The 17060-nt window shown below is 45.8% G+C and carries 32 protein-coding genes; all 32 read left to right on the forward strand.

Going from position 1 to position 17060, the window contains the following annotated elements; genetic code table 11:
- The first annotated feature begins 29 nt into the window (after positions 1-29).
- The 32 genes from AC2TDN_RS21905 to AC2TDN_RS22060 all read left to right on the forward strand — a co-directional run bounded on the left by AC2TDN_RS21905 (position 30) and on the right by AC2TDN_RS22060 (position 17023).
- The gene (locus tag AC2TDN_RS21905) at positions 30-965 is read left to right on the forward strand and encodes an ABC transporter permease (protein WP_482069207.1); all 936 of its coding nucleotides are present in this window, start codon (positions 30-32) and stop codon (positions 963-965) included.
- Positions 965-1759 (forward strand): ABC transporter ATP-binding protein, encoded by a 795-nt coding sequence (locus AC2TDN_RS21910; protein WP_482069180.1) that lies wholly within the window; start codon positions 965-967, stop codon positions 1757-1759. The genes AC2TDN_RS21905 and AC2TDN_RS21910 overlap by 1 nt, the downstream gene beginning before the upstream one ends.
- Positions 1760-2325: 566 nt before the next feature.
- Complete coding sequence (gene rpsJ, locus AC2TDN_RS21915; RefSeq protein WP_017692074.1) at positions 2326-2634, forward strand: 30S ribosomal protein S10; 309 nt, start codon at positions 2326-2328, stop codon at positions 2632-2634.
- 41 nt (positions 2635-2675) lie between these two features.
- On the forward strand, positions 2676-3299 hold the full coding sequence (gene rplC, locus AC2TDN_RS21920; RefSeq protein ID WP_053373898.1) for a 50S ribosomal protein L3: 624 nt from the start codon (positions 2676-2678) through the stop codon (positions 3297-3299).
- 28 nt (positions 3300-3327) lie between these two features.
- Positions 3328-3951, forward strand: a complete 624-nt coding sequence (rplD, locus tag AC2TDN_RS21925) for a 50S ribosomal protein L4 (protein WP_169090730.1) — start codon at positions 3328-3330, stop codon at positions 3949-3951.
- Entirely contained in the window at positions 3951-4244 is a 294-nt protein-coding gene (rplW, locus tag AC2TDN_RS21930; protein ID WP_482069179.1) for a 50S ribosomal protein L23, read from the forward strand. The genes rplD and rplW overlap by 1 nt, the downstream gene beginning before the upstream one ends.
- A gap of 17 nt (positions 4245-4261) precedes the next feature.
- The gene (gene rplB / locus AC2TDN_RS21935) at positions 4262-5092 is read left to right on the forward strand and encodes a 50S ribosomal protein L2 (protein WP_053373901.1); all 831 of its coding nucleotides are present in this window, start codon (positions 4262-4264) and stop codon (positions 5090-5092) included.
- A gap of 67 nt (positions 5093-5159) precedes the next feature.
- Positions 5160-5441, forward strand: coding sequence for a 30S ribosomal protein S19 (rpsS, locus tag AC2TDN_RS21940; RefSeq protein ID WP_053373902.1), 282 nt, complete (start codon positions 5160-5162; stop codon positions 5439-5441).
- Positions 5442-5483: 42 nt separating this feature from the next.
- Positions 5484-5819, forward strand: coding sequence for a 50S ribosomal protein L22 (gene rplV / locus AC2TDN_RS21945; RefSeq protein WP_028609649.1), 336 nt, complete (start codon positions 5484-5486; stop codon positions 5817-5819).
- A gap of 13 nt (positions 5820-5832) precedes the next feature.
- Positions 5833-6495, forward strand: a complete 663-nt coding sequence (gene rpsC, locus AC2TDN_RS21950) for a 30S ribosomal protein S3 (RefSeq protein WP_053373904.1) — start codon at positions 5833-5835, stop codon at positions 6493-6495.
- A gap of 2 nt (positions 6496-6497) precedes the next feature.
- Positions 6498-6932 carry a 50S ribosomal protein L16 gene (rplP, locus tag AC2TDN_RS21955; RefSeq protein WP_028609647.1) on the forward strand — a complete coding sequence of 145 codons (435 nt, stop codon included), beginning with the start codon at positions 6498-6500 and terminating at the stop codon, positions 6930-6932.
- Positions 6922-7122, forward strand: coding sequence for a 50S ribosomal protein L29 (gene rpmC, locus AC2TDN_RS21960; protein WP_053373905.1), 201 nt, complete (start codon positions 6922-6924; stop codon positions 7120-7122). The genes rplP and rpmC overlap by 11 nt, the downstream gene beginning before the upstream one ends.
- A gap of 50 nt (positions 7123-7172) precedes the next feature.
- A complete protein-coding gene (gene rpsQ / locus AC2TDN_RS21965; RefSeq protein ID WP_053373906.1) occupies positions 7173-7436 on the forward strand; it encodes a 30S ribosomal protein S17 in 264 nt (87 codons plus the stop codon).
- Positions 7437-7483: 47 nt separating this feature from the next.
- A complete protein-coding gene (gene rplN / locus AC2TDN_RS21970) occupies positions 7484-7852 on the forward strand; it encodes a 50S ribosomal protein L14 (protein ID WP_053373907.1) in 369 nt (122 codons plus the stop codon).
- A gap of 46 nt (positions 7853-7898) precedes the next feature.
- Positions 7899-8252 carry a 50S ribosomal protein L24 gene (gene rplX, locus AC2TDN_RS21975; RefSeq protein WP_081417369.1) on the forward strand — a complete coding sequence of 118 codons (354 nt, stop codon included), beginning with the start codon at positions 7899-7901 and terminating at the stop codon, positions 8250-8252.
- A gap of 31 nt (positions 8253-8283) precedes the next feature.
- Positions 8284-8826: a 50S ribosomal protein L5 gene (gene rplE / locus AC2TDN_RS21980; protein ID WP_053373908.1), complete on the forward strand. Its 543-nt coding sequence runs from the start codon at positions 8284-8286 to the stop codon at positions 8824-8826.
- Positions 8827-8852: 26 nt separating this feature from the next.
- On the forward strand, positions 8853-9038 hold the full coding sequence (locus AC2TDN_RS21985) for a type Z 30S ribosomal protein S14 (protein ID WP_037291562.1): 186 nt from the start codon (positions 8853-8855) through the stop codon (positions 9036-9038).
- Positions 9039-9068: 30 nt separating this feature from the next.
- Entirely contained in the window at positions 9069-9467 is a 399-nt protein-coding gene (gene rpsH / locus AC2TDN_RS21990; protein ID WP_053373909.1) for a 30S ribosomal protein S8, read from the forward strand.
- A gap of 31 nt (positions 9468-9498) precedes the next feature.
- Positions 9499-10041, forward strand: a complete 543-nt coding sequence (gene rplF / locus AC2TDN_RS21995; RefSeq protein WP_053373910.1) for a 50S ribosomal protein L6 — start codon at positions 9499-9501, stop codon at positions 10039-10041.
- Positions 10042-10101: 60 nt separating this feature from the next.
- The gene (rplR, locus tag AC2TDN_RS22000; protein WP_053373911.1) at positions 10102-10470 is read left to right on the forward strand and encodes a 50S ribosomal protein L18; all 369 of its coding nucleotides are present in this window, start codon (positions 10102-10104) and stop codon (positions 10468-10470) included.
- A 30-nt stretch (positions 10471-10500) separates the two neighbouring features.
- Entirely contained in the window at positions 10501-10998 is a 498-nt protein-coding gene (gene rpsE, locus AC2TDN_RS22005) for a 30S ribosomal protein S5 (protein WP_054025314.1), read from the forward strand.
- A gap of 13 nt (positions 10999-11011) precedes the next feature.
- Positions 11012-11191, forward strand: a complete 180-nt coding sequence (gene rpmD / locus AC2TDN_RS22010) for a 50S ribosomal protein L30 (RefSeq protein WP_056635953.1) — start codon at positions 11012-11014, stop codon at positions 11189-11191.
- 46 nt (positions 11192-11237) lie between these two features.
- Positions 11238-11678: a 50S ribosomal protein L15 gene (rplO, locus tag AC2TDN_RS22015; protein ID WP_053373914.1), complete on the forward strand. Its 441-nt coding sequence runs from the start codon at positions 11238-11240 to the stop codon at positions 11676-11678.
- Entirely contained in the window at positions 11679-12980 is a 1302-nt protein-coding gene (gene secY / locus AC2TDN_RS22020; RefSeq protein ID WP_484690180.1) for a preprotein translocase subunit SecY, read from the forward strand.
- A gap of 91 nt (positions 12981-13071) precedes the next feature.
- Positions 13072-13722 (forward strand): adenylate kinase, encoded by a 651-nt coding sequence (locus AC2TDN_RS22025; RefSeq protein WP_482069177.1) that lies wholly within the window; start codon positions 13072-13074, stop codon positions 13720-13722.
- Positions 13722-14480, forward strand: coding sequence for a type I methionyl aminopeptidase (map, locus tag AC2TDN_RS22030; RefSeq protein ID WP_482069176.1), 759 nt, complete (start codon positions 13722-13724; stop codon positions 14478-14480). The genes AC2TDN_RS22025 and map overlap by 1 nt, the downstream gene beginning before the upstream one ends.
- 9 nt (positions 14481-14489) lie before the next feature.
- Positions 14490-14771, forward strand: a complete 282-nt coding sequence (locus AC2TDN_RS22035) for a hypothetical protein (protein WP_482069206.1) — start codon at positions 14490-14492, stop codon at positions 14769-14771.
- Between the two features lie 3 nt (positions 14772-14774).
- Positions 14775-14990: a translation initiation factor IF-1 gene (infA, locus tag AC2TDN_RS22040; protein WP_053373919.1), complete on the forward strand. Its 216-nt coding sequence runs from the start codon at positions 14775-14777 to the stop codon at positions 14988-14990.
- Positions 14991-15034: 44 nt separating this feature from the next.
- Complete coding sequence (gene rpmJ, locus AC2TDN_RS22045; protein ID WP_003333770.1) at positions 15035-15148, forward strand: 50S ribosomal protein L36; 114 nt, start codon at positions 15035-15037, stop codon at positions 15146-15148.
- A gap of 19 nt (positions 15149-15167) precedes the next feature.
- Positions 15168-15536: a 30S ribosomal protein S13 gene (gene rpsM, locus AC2TDN_RS22050; protein WP_475750919.1), complete on the forward strand. Its 369-nt coding sequence runs from the start codon at positions 15168-15170 to the stop codon at positions 15534-15536.
- Between the two features lie 19 nt (positions 15537-15555).
- Positions 15556-15951: a 30S ribosomal protein S11 gene (gene rpsK, locus AC2TDN_RS22055; RefSeq protein ID WP_053373921.1), complete on the forward strand. Its 396-nt coding sequence runs from the start codon at positions 15556-15558 to the stop codon at positions 15949-15951.
- Between the two features lie 127 nt (positions 15952-16078).
- Entirely contained in the window at positions 16079-17023 is a 945-nt protein-coding gene (locus tag AC2TDN_RS22060) for a DNA-directed RNA polymerase subunit alpha (RefSeq protein ID WP_053373922.1), read from the forward strand.
- The last annotated feature ends 37 nt before the right edge of the window (positions 17024-17060 follow it).

The raw sequence follows: 17060 nt of genomic DNA on the forward strand, positions 1-17060 counted from the left end.
TGATCGGGCTACTCGTTCACCCTCTTGTTATGGCAAAGGAGGTTTGTCATTTGCTCGGATCGATGCAAGGAGCTATAGAAAGCGGATTACTGTATGCGCTTATGGCATTAGGAGTTTATATTACATTTCGGATACTTGATTTTCCGGATTTAACGGTGGATGGCAGCTTTACAACTGGAGCCGCTATCGGCACGGTCATGACGGTTAATGGGACACCACCATGGCTTGCTGTTTTATGCGCATTTATTGGTGGAGCACTCGCTGGCATATGTACGGGACTGCTTCATACGAAAGGTAAAATCAACGGTCTTCTGTCAGGTATTATTATGATGATTGCTCTTTATTCAATTAATTTAAGAATTTTAGACAAGCCGAATGTGTCCTTGAGAGGGCAGGACAATTTTTTTGATCATGTCTCAACACTCGTCATTATGATTATTTTTGTTGTTGTGATTAAGCTGATCTTAGATATATTTTTCAGGACTGATATTGGTTTAAGTCTTCGCGCTACGGGTGACAACTCTCGGATGATTCGCAGCTTTGGCGCTAATACCGATATTACGACTATTTTCGGAATTGCTTTGTCTAATGCGCTTGTTGCAACGTCAGGAGCGTTAGTTGCACATGATCAGAAATTTGCCGATAACAGCATGGGAATAGGGATGATCGTTATTGGCCTTGCTTCGGTCATTATTGGAGAAGCCATTTTTGGTTCACGCACCATTTTTAGAGCTACTTTAGCTGTTGTGCTGGGTTCATTAATATATCGCATTATTTATGCGCTCGCACTTCGCGTGGAGTGGCTAGAAGCCTCAGATATGAAGCTGATTACTGCCGTTATCATTATTTTTGCACTCGTTGTACCATCTACGCGCAGAGTGATTAAACAAAAAAACGTAGCGCTGAAACGAACGGCAGAAATGCTAGCAGCTTTGGATAAGACGCAGCCTGGAGGTGGACGCTAATGTTGGAGATAGCTAATGTGTCCAAGCTGTTTAATCCGGGTACAGTTGATGAGAAGACGGCGCTTGTTGGCGCTAACCTTACGATGAAGCCAGGCGATTTTATTACGGTAATCGGTAGTAATGGCGCTGGCAAGTCAACTTTAATGAATATTATTTCTGGCGTTATGAAGCCGGATGCCGGAGAAGTTCGGATTGATGGGAACAATATTAGTCAACTCGCTGAATATCAGCGGAGCCGCTGGATAGGTCGAGTGTTCCAAGATCCGATGGCAGGTACGGCTCCTCGCATGTCCATTGAAGAGAATTTGGCGATCGCGTATGCTCGCGGCAAGTCGCGCGGCTTCTCATTTGGCGTAACGCGTGCGAAGCGTACTATTTTCAAGCAAGAGCTTCAGCGTCTTGGCATTGGCCTTGAGAACCGTCTTGGCGCAAAGGTAGGCTTATTGTCAGGCGGGGAGAGACAAGCGCTAAGCTTGCTAATGGCAACCTTTACAAGGCCGCAGATTTTGCTGCTCGATGAGCATACCGCCGCGCTTGATCCGTCTCGTGCGGAACTCATAACTACGCTGACAGAAACGCTTGTCCGTGAAATGAAATTAACTACCCTTATGGTTACTCACAATATGGAGCAGGCCATTCGCCTAGGCAATCGTCTCATTATGATGGACAAGGGTCGAATCATTCTCGATGTGCCTGAAGAACGTAAAAAAGATCTTACAGTCGAGCAGTTGCTTGGCGAGTTCGAACTTATTAGCGGCAAGAAGCTGGCTGATGACAGAATTGTGCTAGGCTGATGTATTGGAGAATAGAACTCGCAGCGACCACTGGTCGGTGCGTGTTTTTTTGTAGGTTTCCCATATGGCTGCTATTACATTACGTTGGCGTTATTTTGGCGGTGTCTTTTCGTCCAAGAAGTGTTTATAATCATATAGCGACCATTAATTCCGTTATTATAATGGATATGTTCGAATGGCTTATAATAAGGGACATAATGGGCGCTATATGGACGAATATAGCGTTTGTGCCATACAGGCAGTAGAAGAAGGCAAAGGCAATTCCCATAAACAGAACCGTTTCTTCTATTATTATTGATAGCTGGAAGAGAGCTGGTTTTGTTGATTATTAGAAGATAGATACTTGATCAAATCGCGATATTTTTCATAAATGATTGTGATTAGAGAATGATTAAACTTTATGTTGCAATTGCCTATTGGATTCGGTATAATAGTGTCTGTTGGTCTGACGTTGCGATGATGTGAGAGGTTGCCGACACACCCGGCCCCTTTGCCATGGGGCATGTGCAGGGTTTTCTCACGGAGTATGTCCGATAATAAATTGGGCGAAAGAAGGAGGGACTTATATGGCAAAGCAAAAGATTCGTATCCGCTTGAAAGCATACGATCACAGAATTCTTGATCAATCCGCAGAGAAAATCGTTGAAACTGCAAAACGTTCCGGTGCAGGCGTATCCGGGCCGATTCCGTTGCCAACGGAAAAGCAAATCATCACCATTCTACGTGCGGTACACAAGTACAAGGATTCCAGGGAGCAATTCGAACAACGCACTCATAAGCGTTTGATCGACATTGTAAACCCAACGCCGCAAACGGTTGATGCGTTGATGCGCTTGGATTTACCATCCGGTGTAGATATCGAAATCAAACTGTAATAAAAGCATATGCGATCATAGAAAGGAAATGAGGTGTCAACATGAAAGGTATCTTAGGAAAAAAACTTGGTATGACTCAAGTGTTTACCGCTGAAGGTAACGTCGTTCCTGTAACGGTTATCGAAGCTGGACCTTGCGTAGTACTTCAGAAGAAAGACCAAGAGAACGATGGCTACGAAGCTGTTCAGTTCGGCTTCTCTGATAAGAAAGAAAGCAGATCGAACAAGCCAGAAGCTGGTCATGCTAAAAAAGCTAACACAACGCCTAAGCGCTACGTTCGTGAAATTCGCGGAATTAACCTGGGTGATTATGAAGTTGGCCAAGAAGTGAAAGCTGACCTATTCACAGAGGGCGAATTCGTTGACGTAACAGGTATTTCTAAAGGTAAAGGCTTTGCCGGCGTTATCAAACGTTGGGGACAAAGCACGGGTCCTATGTCTCACGGTTCCCGTTACCACCGTGGACCAGGTTCGATGGGTTCTATCCAAGCGAACCGTGTACCGAAAGGCAAACGCCTTCCAGGACATATGGGTCACGAAACCATTACGATTCAAAAGCTTGAAGTTATCCGTGTAGATGCAGAACGCAACGTTCTTCTTGTAAAAGGATCCATTCCGGGCCCTAAAAACGGATTTGTAAAAGTAAAACAAACTGTTAAGAACTAATTGCTCTTAAAGAAAGGAGGAACAGGAAATGCCAAAAGTAACAGTATATAACGTGAGCGGCGCGCAAGTGGGCGAACTAGAACTGGCTGAAACGGTTTTCGGAATTCAACCAAACGTTCATGTTTTGCACAGTGCTGTTGTTAATCAACAAGCATCTGAGCGCTTCGGCAATCACAAAACTAAAGGACGCTCCGAAGTACGCGGCGGCGGTCGTAAACCTTGGAAACAAAAAGGTACTGGCCGTGCTCGTCAAGGTAGCATTCGCTCCCCGCAATGGGTTGGCGGCGGTGTAGTATTCGGACCGACTCCACGCTCATACGGATTCAAGCTTCCTAAGAAAGTTCGTCGTCTAGCGATTAAATCGGCATTGTCATCGAAAGTGATCGCAAACGAGATTATCGTTTTGGATCAACTGACATTTGCAGCTCCTAAGACGAAAGAATTCGCAGCAATCTTGAACAATCTTAAAGTTGGCCGCAAAGCACTAGTTGTAACGGCTAATTATGAAGACAATGTAGCATTGTCTGCTCGTAACATCCCAGGTGTGAAGTTCGTTGCAGCTGACGGCATCAATGTTCTGGATGTACTCGTGCATGATAATCTTATCATCACTAAAGAAGCAGTAGAGAAAGTACAGGAGGTGCTTGCGTAATGAAAAATCCACGCGATATTATCAAGCGCCCGGTTATCACGGAACGTACGAGCGATTACATGGTTGACAAGAAGTATGTGTTTGAAGTAGATCTACGTTCAAACAAAACTGAAATCAAACAAGCAATCGAGCAAATCTTTAAAGTAAAAGTAACCGGCGTTAACACAATGCGTGTTGCGGGTAAACCAAAACGTTATGGTAAACATAGCGGATACAGACCGGATTGGAAAAAAGCGATCGTTCAACTGAGCGCTGACAGCAAAGAACTTGAATTCTTTGAAACGTCTGTTTAGAAAAGGAGGAAATCGAAGTGCCAATTAAAAAGTACAAACCGACATCTCCAGCTCGTCGTAACATGTCCGTCTCGACTTTCGAAGAGATCACGACAAGCACACCGGAGAAATCGTTGCTTGCTCCTCTTTTCAAAAAAGCTGGACGCAACAACCAAGGTAAAATTACGGTTCGTCACCATGGCGGCGGACACAAACGTAAATACCGTATCATCGACTTCAAACGTACGAAAGACGGTATTGTTGGTAACGTAGCGACGATCGAATACGATCCGAACCGTTCATCCAACATCGCTTTGATCCATTACGTAGATGGTGAGAAAGCATACATCATCGCTCCTAAAGGTTTGAAAGTTGGAGATCAAGTAACTTCTGGCGTAGGTTCTGATATCAAGCCAGGCAACGCGTTGCCGCTTGTGAACATCCCAGTTGGTACAGTTATCCACAACATCGAATTGAAACCAGGCAAAGGCGGACAACTCGTTCGTGCAGCTGGTACTAGTGCTCAACTTCTTGGTAAAGAAGATAACTACGTATCCGTTCGTTTGTCATCCGGTGAAGTTCGTCGTATCTTGAACACTTGCCGTGCAACAATCGGTTCTGTTGGTAACGAAGATCACGAACTCGTGAAAATCGGTAAAGCCGGCCGTAACCGTTGGCTCGGAAATCGTCCACAAGTACGTGGTGTTGTCATGAACCCTAACGATCACCCACACGGTGGTGGTGAAGGCCGTGCTCCAATTGGACGCAAATCGCCAATGTCGCCTTGGGGTAAACCAACTCTTGGTTACAAAACGCGCAAAAAGAAAAAAGCATCGAGCCAATACATTATTCGTCGTCGCACGAAATAATAGCAGCTTGATAAAAACCGCGTGATGCTCAAGCATCGCTACCGCTTATATGAAGGGAGGAACACAAATGGGTCGCAGTTTAAAGAAAGGTCCGTTTATTGACGGTTACCTGCTTAAAAAAGTCGAGGTATTGAACGAAGCTGAGAAAAAAGTCGTTATCAAAACCTGGTCCCGCCGCTCGACCATTTTCCCGCAATTCATTGGTCACACGTTTGCAGTATATGACGGACGCAAGCACGTACCGGTATATGTAACGGAAGATATGGTTGGACACAAGCTTGGTGAATTTGCACCAACTCGTACGTACAAAGGCCATGCTGGCGAAGACAAAAAAACGGGCAGACGTTAATTTGCCCTTATCATCTTTCACTGAACGAGAGGAGGTTCCTACATGCCAGAAGCTAAAGCGCACGCTAAATTTATTCGTATTGCTCCCCGTAAAGCACAGCTTGTTGCGGATTTGATTCGCGGTAAACAAGTTGGCGAAGCAATCGCGATTTTGCGTCATACGCCTAAGTCTGCATCCCCAATTTTGGAGAAGCTGCTGAACTCTGCCATTGCTAACGCTGAGCACAACTATCAGCTAGACGTAAACAAATTGTTTATATCGCAAGCCTTCGTTAACCAAGGGCCAACGATGAAACGTTTCCGTCCTCGTGCGATGGGTCGCGCAAGCCGGATCAATAAAAGAACCAGCCACATTACCTTGGTGGTATCTGAAAAATAAGGAGGGATTACGTGTGGGTCAAAAGGTAAATCCAGTAGGCTTCCGGGTCGGAGTTATCCGTGATTGGGAGTCCAAATGGTTCGCGGGCAAAGATTTCGGCGATCTTCTTATGGAAGACGTTAGAATCCGTGAATATTTGAAAAACAAGCTGAAAGACGCAGCAGTTTCTCACATCGAGATCGAACGTGCAGCTAACCGCGTGAACGTAACGATTCAAACCGCAAAACCAGGTATGGTAATTGGTAAAGGCGGTTCCGAAGTAGAAAACCTACGTACTGAGCTTGGTAAAATCACTAAAGGCAAAAAAGTACACATCAACATCTCTGAAATCAAACATGCAGATCTTGACGCTATTCTTGTAGCTGAAAGCATCGCACAACAACTTGAGCGTCGTGTATCTTTCCGTCGCGCATTGAAGCAAGCAATTCAACGCTCCATGCGTTCAGGTGCTAAAGGGATTAAAACTGCAGTTAGCGGTCGTCTCGGTGGCGCGGAAATCGCACGTTCGGAAGGCTACAGCGAAGGAACAGTACCACTTCATACACTACGCGCTGATATTGATTACGGCACGGCTGAAGCGGCTACAACATACGGCCTAATCGGCGTTAAAGTATGGATCTATCGCGGCGAAGTCCTTCCGACTAAGAAGAAAGCTCCCCAGGAAGGAGGCAACTAATCATGTTGGTACCTAAACGTGTCAAACACCGCAAACAACAACGCGGTCATATGAAGGGTCGCGCTAAAGGCGGCACTACAGTAGCATTCGGCGAATTTGGTCTTCAAGCTCTAGAACCATCATGGATCACTAACCGTCAGATCGAAGCGGCTCGTATTGCAATGACTCGCTACATCAAACGTGGTGGTAAAGTATGGATCAAGATTTTCCCTGCCAAACCTATTACTCAAAAGCCTCTTGAAGTGCGTATGGGTAGTGGTAAAGGTAACGTTGAGAAATGGGTAGCCGTAGTTAAACCAGGTAAAATCCTGTTTGAACTTGCTGGTGTATCCGAAGAAACCGCTCGTGAAGCGATGCGTCTTGCGGCTCATAAATTGCCAATCAAGACAAAATTCGTGAAACGTGAAGAAGTGGGTGGTGAAGCAAATGAAAGCTAGTGAATTTAGAAACCTAACCTCTGCTGAGCTTGAACAACAGGTCGCTGGTTTTAAAGAAGAGCTTTTCAATCTTCGTTTCCAACTGGCTACTGGCCAACTGGATAACCCGACTCGGATCCGTGATGTGCGTAAAGGAATTGCTCGTGCTAAAACGATTTTGCGTGAAAGAGAACTCGGAATTAGCAGCTAGTCTATCCCTTACATGAATGCATAAACACGGCTGAAGGAAGGAGGAAGAACATGAGTGAACGCAATGCCCGTAAAGTACTAATCGGCAAAGTGGTAAGCGACAAAATGGATAAAACAATCGTAGTTGCTATTGAAACATATAAAAAACACGATTTGTACCATAAACGCATTAAAGTTACGAAAAAATTTAAAGCGCACGATGAGAACAACCAAGCTAAAATTGGTGATATCGTGAAAATCATGGAGACTCGTCCGCTTTCGAAAGACAAGCGCTTCAGACTCGTAGAAGTTGTGGAAGTAGCTGTTATTATTTAATGAGCGTATGCAGTATCTGAGCATTTTTCCGAAAGGAGGACGTTGAAATGATTCAACCATTTTCGCGCTTAGCGGTTGCTGACAACTCCGGCGCAAAAGAATTGATGTGTATCCGTGTACTTGGTGGAACGGGACGTCGCGTTGGTCACATCGGCGATTTGATCGTTTGCTCAGTAAAACAAGCAACACCAGGCGGCGTTGTCAAAAAGGGTGACGTTGTAAAAGCGGTTATCGTTCGTACAAAGCGTTCGGTTCGTCGTAAAGACGGTTCGTACATCGCATTTGATGAGAATGCAGCTGTAATTGTAAAAGAAGATAAAAGCCCACGCGGTACTCGTATCTTTGGACCTGTTGCCCGTGAACTTCGCGATAAAGATTTCATGAAAATCGTATCGCTAGCACCAGAAGTAATCTAAGAACCTATATAAGCTTGAAAGCACAAGCGTGCAGGAGGTGTAACTCATGCCAAGGCTGAAAAAAATTCTCGAATCCCATAATAACAAATTGCACGTGAAAAAAGACGACACGGTTATCGTCATTACCGGTAAAGACAAAGGTAAGAAGGGCCGCGTTATCGCTGCGTACCCGCGTGAAAATCGCGTTCTCGTAGAAGGTGTCAACACTGTTAAGAAACATACTCGTCCATCGCAAGCTAATCCACAGGGCGGTATTATCGAACAAGAAGCGCCAATTCACGTTTCAAACGTTATGCACATCGATCCGAAGAGCGGTAAAGTAACACGTATCGGATACAAAGTGCTAGACAACGGCAAGAAAGTTCGGATCGCGAAACGTTCCGGAGAAGTAATCGACTAATCGTTACGGTAGGAAAGGAGGTCCATGATCAATGGCAGCAAGATTGAAAGGTCGTTTCTTAAACGAAATAACTCCTGCTCTTATGCAGAAGTTCAACTATACGTCTGTTATGCAAGTGCCGAAAATTGAGAAGGTAGTTATCAACATGGGGGTAGGCGAAGCGGTTTCCAATTCGAAAATCCTTGATGTAGCAGTTGAAGAACTACGTATCATTTCTGGTCAAAAACCAGTCGTTACTCGTGCGAAGAAGTCTATTGCAGGCTTCAAACTTCGTGAGAACATGCCAATCGGGGTTAAAGTTACATTGCGCGGCGAGCGTATGTATCATTTCCTAGATAAACTGTTCAACATCTCTCTACCGCGTGTACGTGACTTCCGCGGTGTATCGAACAAAGCTTTCGACGGTCGCGGTAACTATACGCTTGGCCTCAAAGAGCAATTGATATTCCCAGAGATCGAGTACGATAAAGTCGATAAAGTGCGCGGTATGGACATCGTCATCGTCACGACGGCAAAAACGGACGAAGAATCTCGTGAATTGCTGACCCAAATGGGCATGCCGTTCACGAAGTAATCCACTTTTAGGAGGTGTAATACCCAGTGGCAAAAACTTCGATGAAAGTGAAGCAACAACGCACACCGAAATTTAAAGTGCGCGCGTATACGCGCTGTGAGCGTTGCGGCCGTCCGCATTCTGTTTTGCAAAAGTTTAAAATTTGCCGGATTTGTTTCCGTGAGTTAGCACATAAGGGCCAGATTCCTGGCGTTAAAAAAGCAAGCTGGTAATCAGCCTAGTTTGGGAAGGAGGTTAACACAATGGTTATGTCTGATCCGGTTGCAGATATGTTGACTCGTATTCGTAACGCGAATGTCGTTCGTCACGAGACCGTGGAAATGCCCGCTTCGAAAATGAAGAAGCAAATCGCTGAGATTTTGAAGCGCGAGGGTTTTATCCGCGACGCTGAATATATCGAAGACAATAAACAAGGGATTATCCGTATTTTCTTGAAATACGGCCCTAACCAAGAGCGCGTTATTACTGGCTTGAAACGTATTTCGAAACCAGGCCTTCGCGTTTATACACAATCAACTGAAATCCCTCGAGTACTCGGTGGACTTGGAATTGCAATTATTTCCACTTCCAAAGGGATTATGACTGATAAAGAAGCTCGTCAGGTTAAATCCGGCGGCGAAGTAGTTTGCTACGTTTGGTAAGTAACAAGTCATAAAGATAGGAGGTGTAACAATGTCCCGTATTGGTCGCAAACCAATCCAAGTGCCTAACGGCGTAACAATCAGCTTGGACAACACAGTTATTACTGTAAAAGGACCTAAAGGATCGCTTTCTCGTGAAATTCACAAAGAAATGAAAGTGAATGTAACGGAAACGGAAATTCTTGTAGAACGTCCTTCCGATAATAAATTGCATCGTTCGTTGCACGGAACTACTCGCAGCGTCATCGCTAACATGGTGAGCGGCGTTACAGAAGGCTTCTCCAAAAACTTGGAGCTAGTTGGCGTAGGTTACCGTGCTAACAAAACTGGTGATAAAATCGTTCTTAACGTTGGTTACTCTCACCCAGTCGAAATTGCTCCAGATAACGGCATTGAGTTTGACGTACCTGCTAACACTAAGATTACTGTTCGCGGTATCGATAAAGAACTCGTTGGTGCAACTGCAGCAAAAATTCGTTCGGTACGTGAACCAGAACCGTATAAAGGTAAAGGTATCAAGTACGAAGGCGAGCGCATCATCCGTAAAGAAGGTAAAGCCGGTAAGAAAAAATAAGCAAACGGTTCGTTTGCTTAAGATAGCGTCTTAAGGCATAAGGAAAGGAGTGAACCTTGTATGATTACGAAAGGCGACAAAAACAAGGCTCGTCTGAAAAGACACCTTCGTGTTCGTAAAAAAATTAACGGTACAGCTGCACGTCCGCGTCTATCTGTATTCCGTTCCTCCAAGCATATGTATGCACAATTGATTGACGATGTTGCAGGTGTAACAATCGCTTCTGCATCCACACAGGATAAAGAATTGGTTGAAGCAGTTGGCAACGGTGGTAACATCGATGCAGCGACAAAAGTCGGAGAATTGATTGCGAAACGCGCTCAAGCTAAGGGTGTATCCCAAGTAGTATTTGATCGCGGCGGTTACTTGTATCACGGCAGAATTCAGGCGCTTGCTACAGCAGCTCGCGAAGCTGGCCTTGAATTCTAATCGACTTTATTTATAAGGAGGTTAAACGACTTGCGTGTAGATCCAAATACGTTAGAACTGACTGAAAAAGTTGTTAATATCAATCGCGTATCTAAAGTTGTAAAAGGCGGACGCCGTTTCAGCTTTAGCGCACTTGTAGTAGTCGGCGACGGTAAAGGCTATGTTGGCGCAGGGATCGGTAAAGCAGGCGAAGTACCTGATGCAATCCGCAAAGGTATCGAAGATGCTAAGAAAAACCTGATCCACGTACCAATCGTAGGAACGACAATTCCTCACCTTGTACTCGGACATTTCGGCGCAGGTGAAGTTCTTCTGAAACCAGCTTCCGAAGGTACTGGCGTTATCGCTGGCGGCCCGGTTCGTGCAGTACTCGAACTTGCTGGTGTCGGCGACATCTTGACGAAATCGCTAGGTTCTTCGAACTCCATGAATATGGTTAACGCAACGCTTGAAGGTCTTTCCCGTCTTAAACGCGTGGAAGAAGTTGCAAAGCTTCGTGGAAAAACAGTCGAAGAGCTGTTACGCTAAGGAGGGAAATAAGATGGCAAAATTGCAAATCACCCTCGTTCGCAGTTTAATCGGTCGCAACGAGAAACAACGTGCAACGGTTGAATCTTTCGGTCTTAAAAAGATTCGTCAGGCAGTTGTTTTGAACGATAGCCCAGCTATCCGTGGCATGGTTAACACTGTTAGTCACTTGGTAAAAGTAGAAGAAGTATAAGAATAGATTTTTTGTTCCAAGAAATAAATAAGGAGGTGCACGAACGATGAAATTGCATGAGCTAGCACCAGCACCGGGCTCAACCCAAGCGCCTAAGCGCAAAGGTCGCGGTATCGGTTCCGGTAACGGTAAAACGGCCGGTAAAGGTCACAAAGGTCAAAACGCTCGTTCTGGCGGCGGCGTTCGTCCTGGTTTCGAGGGCGGACAAAATCCTTTGTATCGTCGAGTGCCGAAGCGCGGATTTAACAACCCGTTCCGCAAAGAGTACGCGATTGTCAATATTGAAGAGCTAAATGCGTTTGCAGCAGGTACTGAAGTCACTCCAGAAGTTCTCATCGAGACTGGGATCGTAAAGAACCCGCTCGCAGGAATTAAAATTTTGGGTAATGGTGAAGTTAGCGTTACACTTACTGTAAAAGCAAACAAGTTCTCTCAATCTGCGGTAGAGAAAATCCAGGCTGCCGGCGGTAAAACCGAGGTGATCTAATTGTTCAAGACCGTGTCCAATATTTGGAAAGTGGCGGATCTTCGTACAAGGATCCTCTTTACCCTTTTCATCCTTTTGATTTACCGTATCGGTTCCTTTATACCGGTACCCGATGTAAACAAAGATGTGTTTAAGCAGGTTGATGCAGCCGGTGCGGATCTGTTCGGCTTGCTTAACACGTTTTCCGGCGGTGCTTTGTTCCAATTCTCAATCTTCGCAATCGGAATTACGCCATACATTACAGCGTCGATTATCGTACAGCTGTTATCGATGGACGTTATTCCTAAATTTGCGGAGTGGGCAAAGGAAGGCGAGAACGGTAAACGTAAACTCGCGCAAATCACTCGTTATGGAACGATTATCCTTGGTTTGGTCCAAGGCTTCGCAACAGCAATCGGATTTAACCGTCAATACGGTAATGAGATGATTGTTGGCGCAACATTCGTTGACTACTTACTCATTGCGATCATCTTGACTGCAGGTACTGCATTCTTGATGTGGCTCGGTGAGCAAATAACGGAAAAGGGAATCGGAAATGGTATTTCCATTCTTATCTTTGCAGCAATAGCAGCTGGTATTCCAGGTCACATTCGGACGATCGTCCAAGATCAGTTCATTGGTGCACAAGACCAACTGTTCTTGAACATCATCAAAATGTTACTGATTCTGATTGCGATTATCGCAATCATCGTCGGTGTTATATTCGTACAACAAGGTATTCGTAAAATTCCTGTTCAATACGCTAAACGCGTCGTAGGACGGAAAATGTACGGCGGACAATCGACTCACATTCCGATGAAAGTGAACGGCGCAGGCGTTATCCCGGTCATTTTCGCGGTTTCACTTATCATGTTCCCGATTACGATTGCACAGTTCTGGTCTACTCAGGCCTGGGCAAAATGGATTATTGACAATATGAACTATGACAGACCTCTTGGTATGGTATTGTACGTATTGTTAATTATCGGTTTTACCTTCTTCTACACATTCGTGCAAATTAATCCGGTGCAAATGGCTGATCAGATGAAGAAAAACGGTGGATACATTCCTGGCATTCGTCCAGGCAAACCGACCTCGTCATACCTAACACGCGTTATGTCGCGTATTACATTGACGGGTGCGATCTTCCTAGCTGTCATCTCTGTTCTACCAGTGTTTTTCGGAACACTTGCAGGATTACCGCGCTCAGTGCAACTAGGCGGCACATCGTTACTAATCGTTATCGGTGTTGCACTGGATACGATGAAACAAATTGAGAGCCAGTTGATCAAACGCCATTACAAAGGGTTTATCAATAAATAACAATAGGTTCTGACCGGGCTTCCGCGTTCGTCAACTAGCGTTGTGCGGCAGCCCGCCTGAGCCTATTGTTCTTAAAGCGAGGAACTCAGACATGAACATTTTATTCATGGGCCCTCCGGGAGCCGGTAAAGGTACACAAGCGGAACGAATCGTTGATGAGTTCGGTATTCCCCATATTTCTACTGGCGATGCTTTCCGCCTCGCTATGAAACAAGGAACTGTACTTGGAATCAAAGCGAAGGAGTATGTCGATCAAGGCCTGCTCGTTCCCGATGAGATCACGAACGGTATTGTGAAAGAAAGACTTGAAGCAGATGATTGCAAAAATGGATTTTTGCTTGACGGGTTTCCTCGCACACTGCAGCAGGCTGAAGCACTTGATGCTATGCTTGCGGAACTCGGCCGCAAAATTGACCATGTTGTAAACTTAAAGGTTGATCGCAGTTTGCTGCTTGCTCGCTTGACGGGCAGACGCATATCTAGAACGACAGGTACGACTTATCACGTAATCTTTAACCCGCCTAAGGTCGAAGGTATTTGCGACAAAGACGGCGGCGAATTGTATCAGCGTTCTGATGATACAGAGGAAAAGGTCGGAACTCGTTTGGACGAATATACATCCAAAACCGCACCTCTACTCGATTACTACAATGCTAAAGGTCTCCTACGCGAAGTCGACGGCGAGAAGGATATCGATGTTGTAACATCCGACATTATTTCCCTCTTGAAAGGTTCATTGTAATGATTATCTGCAAATCCGATTCGGAGCTGCAATATATGAGGGAAGCTGGACGCATTGTTGCGGAAACGCATCGATTGATGTCGCAAGCTGTGAAACCAGGCATCACAACTCGTGAGCTTGACCAAATCGCTGAAACGTACATTAAGAGTCAAAATGCGATCCCTTCCTTCAAAGATTACAATGGTTTCCCTTCCAGCATTTGCGCTTCTGTGAATGACGAGCTGGTGCACGGCTTCCCTGGGTCACGCAAGTTGAACGAAGGCGATATAATCAGTATCGATATCGGTGCGCAGTTTGAAGGCTATCATGGTGATTCGGCTTGGACCTATGCGGTAGGAGCCGTAACGCCTGAAGTGCAAAAGCTGCTTGATGTGACGGAAGCATCGCTATATGCGGGACTTGCGCTCGTCAAACCAGATATTAGACTATATACAATTTCGCATGCTATTCAGAAGGTAATTGAAGATGCAGGATTCTCCGTAGTAAGGGAATACGTAGGGCACGGAATCGGCGCGGACCTCCATGAGGAACCACAAATACCGAACTACGGCATGCCAGATCGCGGACCTCGTCTGAAGACCGGAATGGTGCTTGCAATCGAACCAATGGTTAATATCGGTGAACGATATGTCCGGACGCTCGAAGACAATTGGACGGTTGTAACGGAAGACGGCTCATGGTGCGCTCATTTCGAGCATACAGTAGCTGTTACAGAGGACGGCTTTGAAATATTGACCATTTTGCCGAAGCAGCTATAGTCTATGACGATGGATGCTCGTCCCCAGATTGGTCAGTTCGTCAAAGTACTTCGCGGTAAAGATGAGGAAAGCTATGCGATTATCTTAGCAATTGTCGACGATCGATTCGTCATGATTGCCGATGGGCATAAGCGCCGATTCGATGGACCGAAGAAAAAGAACGTTCTACATCTCGAGTTACAGCCTGAAATTAGTACAGAGGTTTCAAGCAGCTTGCTAGAAACCGGCAGGGTGACCAACGCTAAGTTGCGTTACGCAATACAGAAGTTTGCACATGCGAAAGGAGAATGACGGTTGGCTAAGGAAGACATCATTGAGGTCGAAGGTACGGTCATTGAGCCGTTGCCGAATGCCACGTTCAAGGTGGAGCTGGAGAACGGTCATCAAATTCTCGCACATGTTTCCGGTAAGCTCAGAATGCACTTTATTCGCATCCTGACAGGAGACAAGGTGGTTATACAGTTATCGCCTTATGACTTATCAAAAGGGCGCATCACCTATCGTAAGTAGGCCCATTGGCGGCTTGCTCACGAAAGATTCGGGAGGTAATCACAATGAAGGTTAGACCTTCGGTAAAGCCGATCTGCGAAAAATGCAAAGTCATTCGTCGCAAAGGCAACGTAATGGTGATTTGTGAAAATCCGAAACACAAACAAAAACAAGGATAGAAGGAGGGGAATATAGCCTATGGCACGTATAGCTGGTGTAGACTTGCCGCGTGACAAACGCGTCGAAATCGCCCTGACATACATTTTCGGTATCGGCAAAACAACGTCGCAAAAACTTTTGAATACAGCTGAAGTTAGCTTCGACACTCGTGTTCGCGATTTGACAGAAGACGAACTTGCTCGCCTTCGCGAAGCAATTGACAAATCTGTTAAAGTAGAAGGCGACTTGCGTCGTGAAATTTCGCTTAACATTAAACGTCTGACTGAAATCGGATGCTACCGTGGTCTTCGTCACCGTCGCGGCTTGCCTGTTCGCGGTCAACGTACGAAAACGAATGCACGTACTCGCAAAGGTCCTCGTCGGACTGTAGCTAACAAGAAGAAATAAGAAGGGAGGATAATGGACAATGGCTAAACCAAAAAAAGTCGTTCGTACGAAACGTCGCGACCGGAAAAATATTGAGACTGGCGTTGCGCACATTCGCTCGACTTTCAACAATACGATCGTTACGATCACGGATCCGCACGGCAATGCAATTTCATGGGCAAGCTCTGGCAACATGGGCTTCAAAGGCTCACGCAAGAGCACGCCTTTCGCAGCTCAAATGGCTGCTGAAACAGCTGCGAAAGCAGCGATGGAGCATGGCATGAGAACCGTTGAAGTGATGGTAAAAGGACCAGGCGCTGGCCGTGAAGCTGCAATTCGCTCGCTTCAAGCTGCCGGATTGGAAGTTAACCTCATTAAAGACGTAACACCAGTTCCTCACAACGGATGCCGTCCGCCGAAACGTCGTCGCGTATAGTTGGATCCGATGTGGTATCAAATATCAACAACTTGTGAATAATGGTTGTGAAGGTTTGGCATACTACAAGATTTGACTTAAAATAACGGTAAGGTAACGGAGCGACGTTTGAAGGAGGGTACTATTAGTGATTGAGATCGAAAAGCCGAAAATCGAAACCGTAGAACTGAATGATGAGGGAACTTACGGACGTTTCGTCGTCGAGCCGCTTGAACGCGGATATGGCACGACGCTAGGAAATTCGCTTCGTCGGATTTTATTGTCGTCGTTGCCAGGTGCAGCAGTAACCTCGGTTCAAATCGATGGAGTGCTTCACGAGTTCTCTACGGTTCCCGGAGTGATTGAGGATGTTACCGAGATCATTCTGAACCTGAAGGGCCTCTCGTTGAAAATCCACTCCGATGAAGAAAAGGTGTTGGAAATCGACGCGGATGGCGAAGGGAATATTACAGCGGGCGACATTCGAGCAGACAGCGATGTCGAGATTTTAAGCCCTGATCTTCACATCGCAACCTTGGCCTCCGGCGCGCGGCTCCATATGCGGGTTTTTGCTAATCGGGGACGCGGTTACGTGCAAGCGGACCGCAACAAGAAGGACGAACAACCGATTGGGGTAATACCCGTTGATTCGATATACACGCCAATTACTCGTGTGAATTATAGCGTAGAAAATACTCGTGTTGGTCAAGTTACTAACTACGACAAGCTTACGCTTGAAGTATGGACTGACGGTAGTATTAGACCGGAAGAGGCTGTAAGCCTCGGCGCTAAAATTTTGACAGAGCATTTGGACTTGTTCGTTGGATTAACCGATGAAGCCAAAGACGCGGAAATTATGGTTGAGAAGGAAGAAGATAAGAAAGAGAAAGTTCTTGAGATGACGATCGAGGAACTTGATCTTTCCGTCCGTTCTTACAACTGCTTGAAGCGCGCTGGTATCAACACGGTTCAAGAGCTGATCACGAAATCCGAAGAGGACATGATGAAGGTTCGTAACCTCGGACGCAAATCACTTGAGGAAGTTCAAGAGAAGCTTGAAGAGCTAGGTCTTGGCCTGCGCATGGAAGAGTAGTAAACCAACAAGAACAGACAAAAGAGCAAGGGAGGGG

It is taken from the genome of Paenibacillus sp. Y660, from assembly GCF_057221575.1.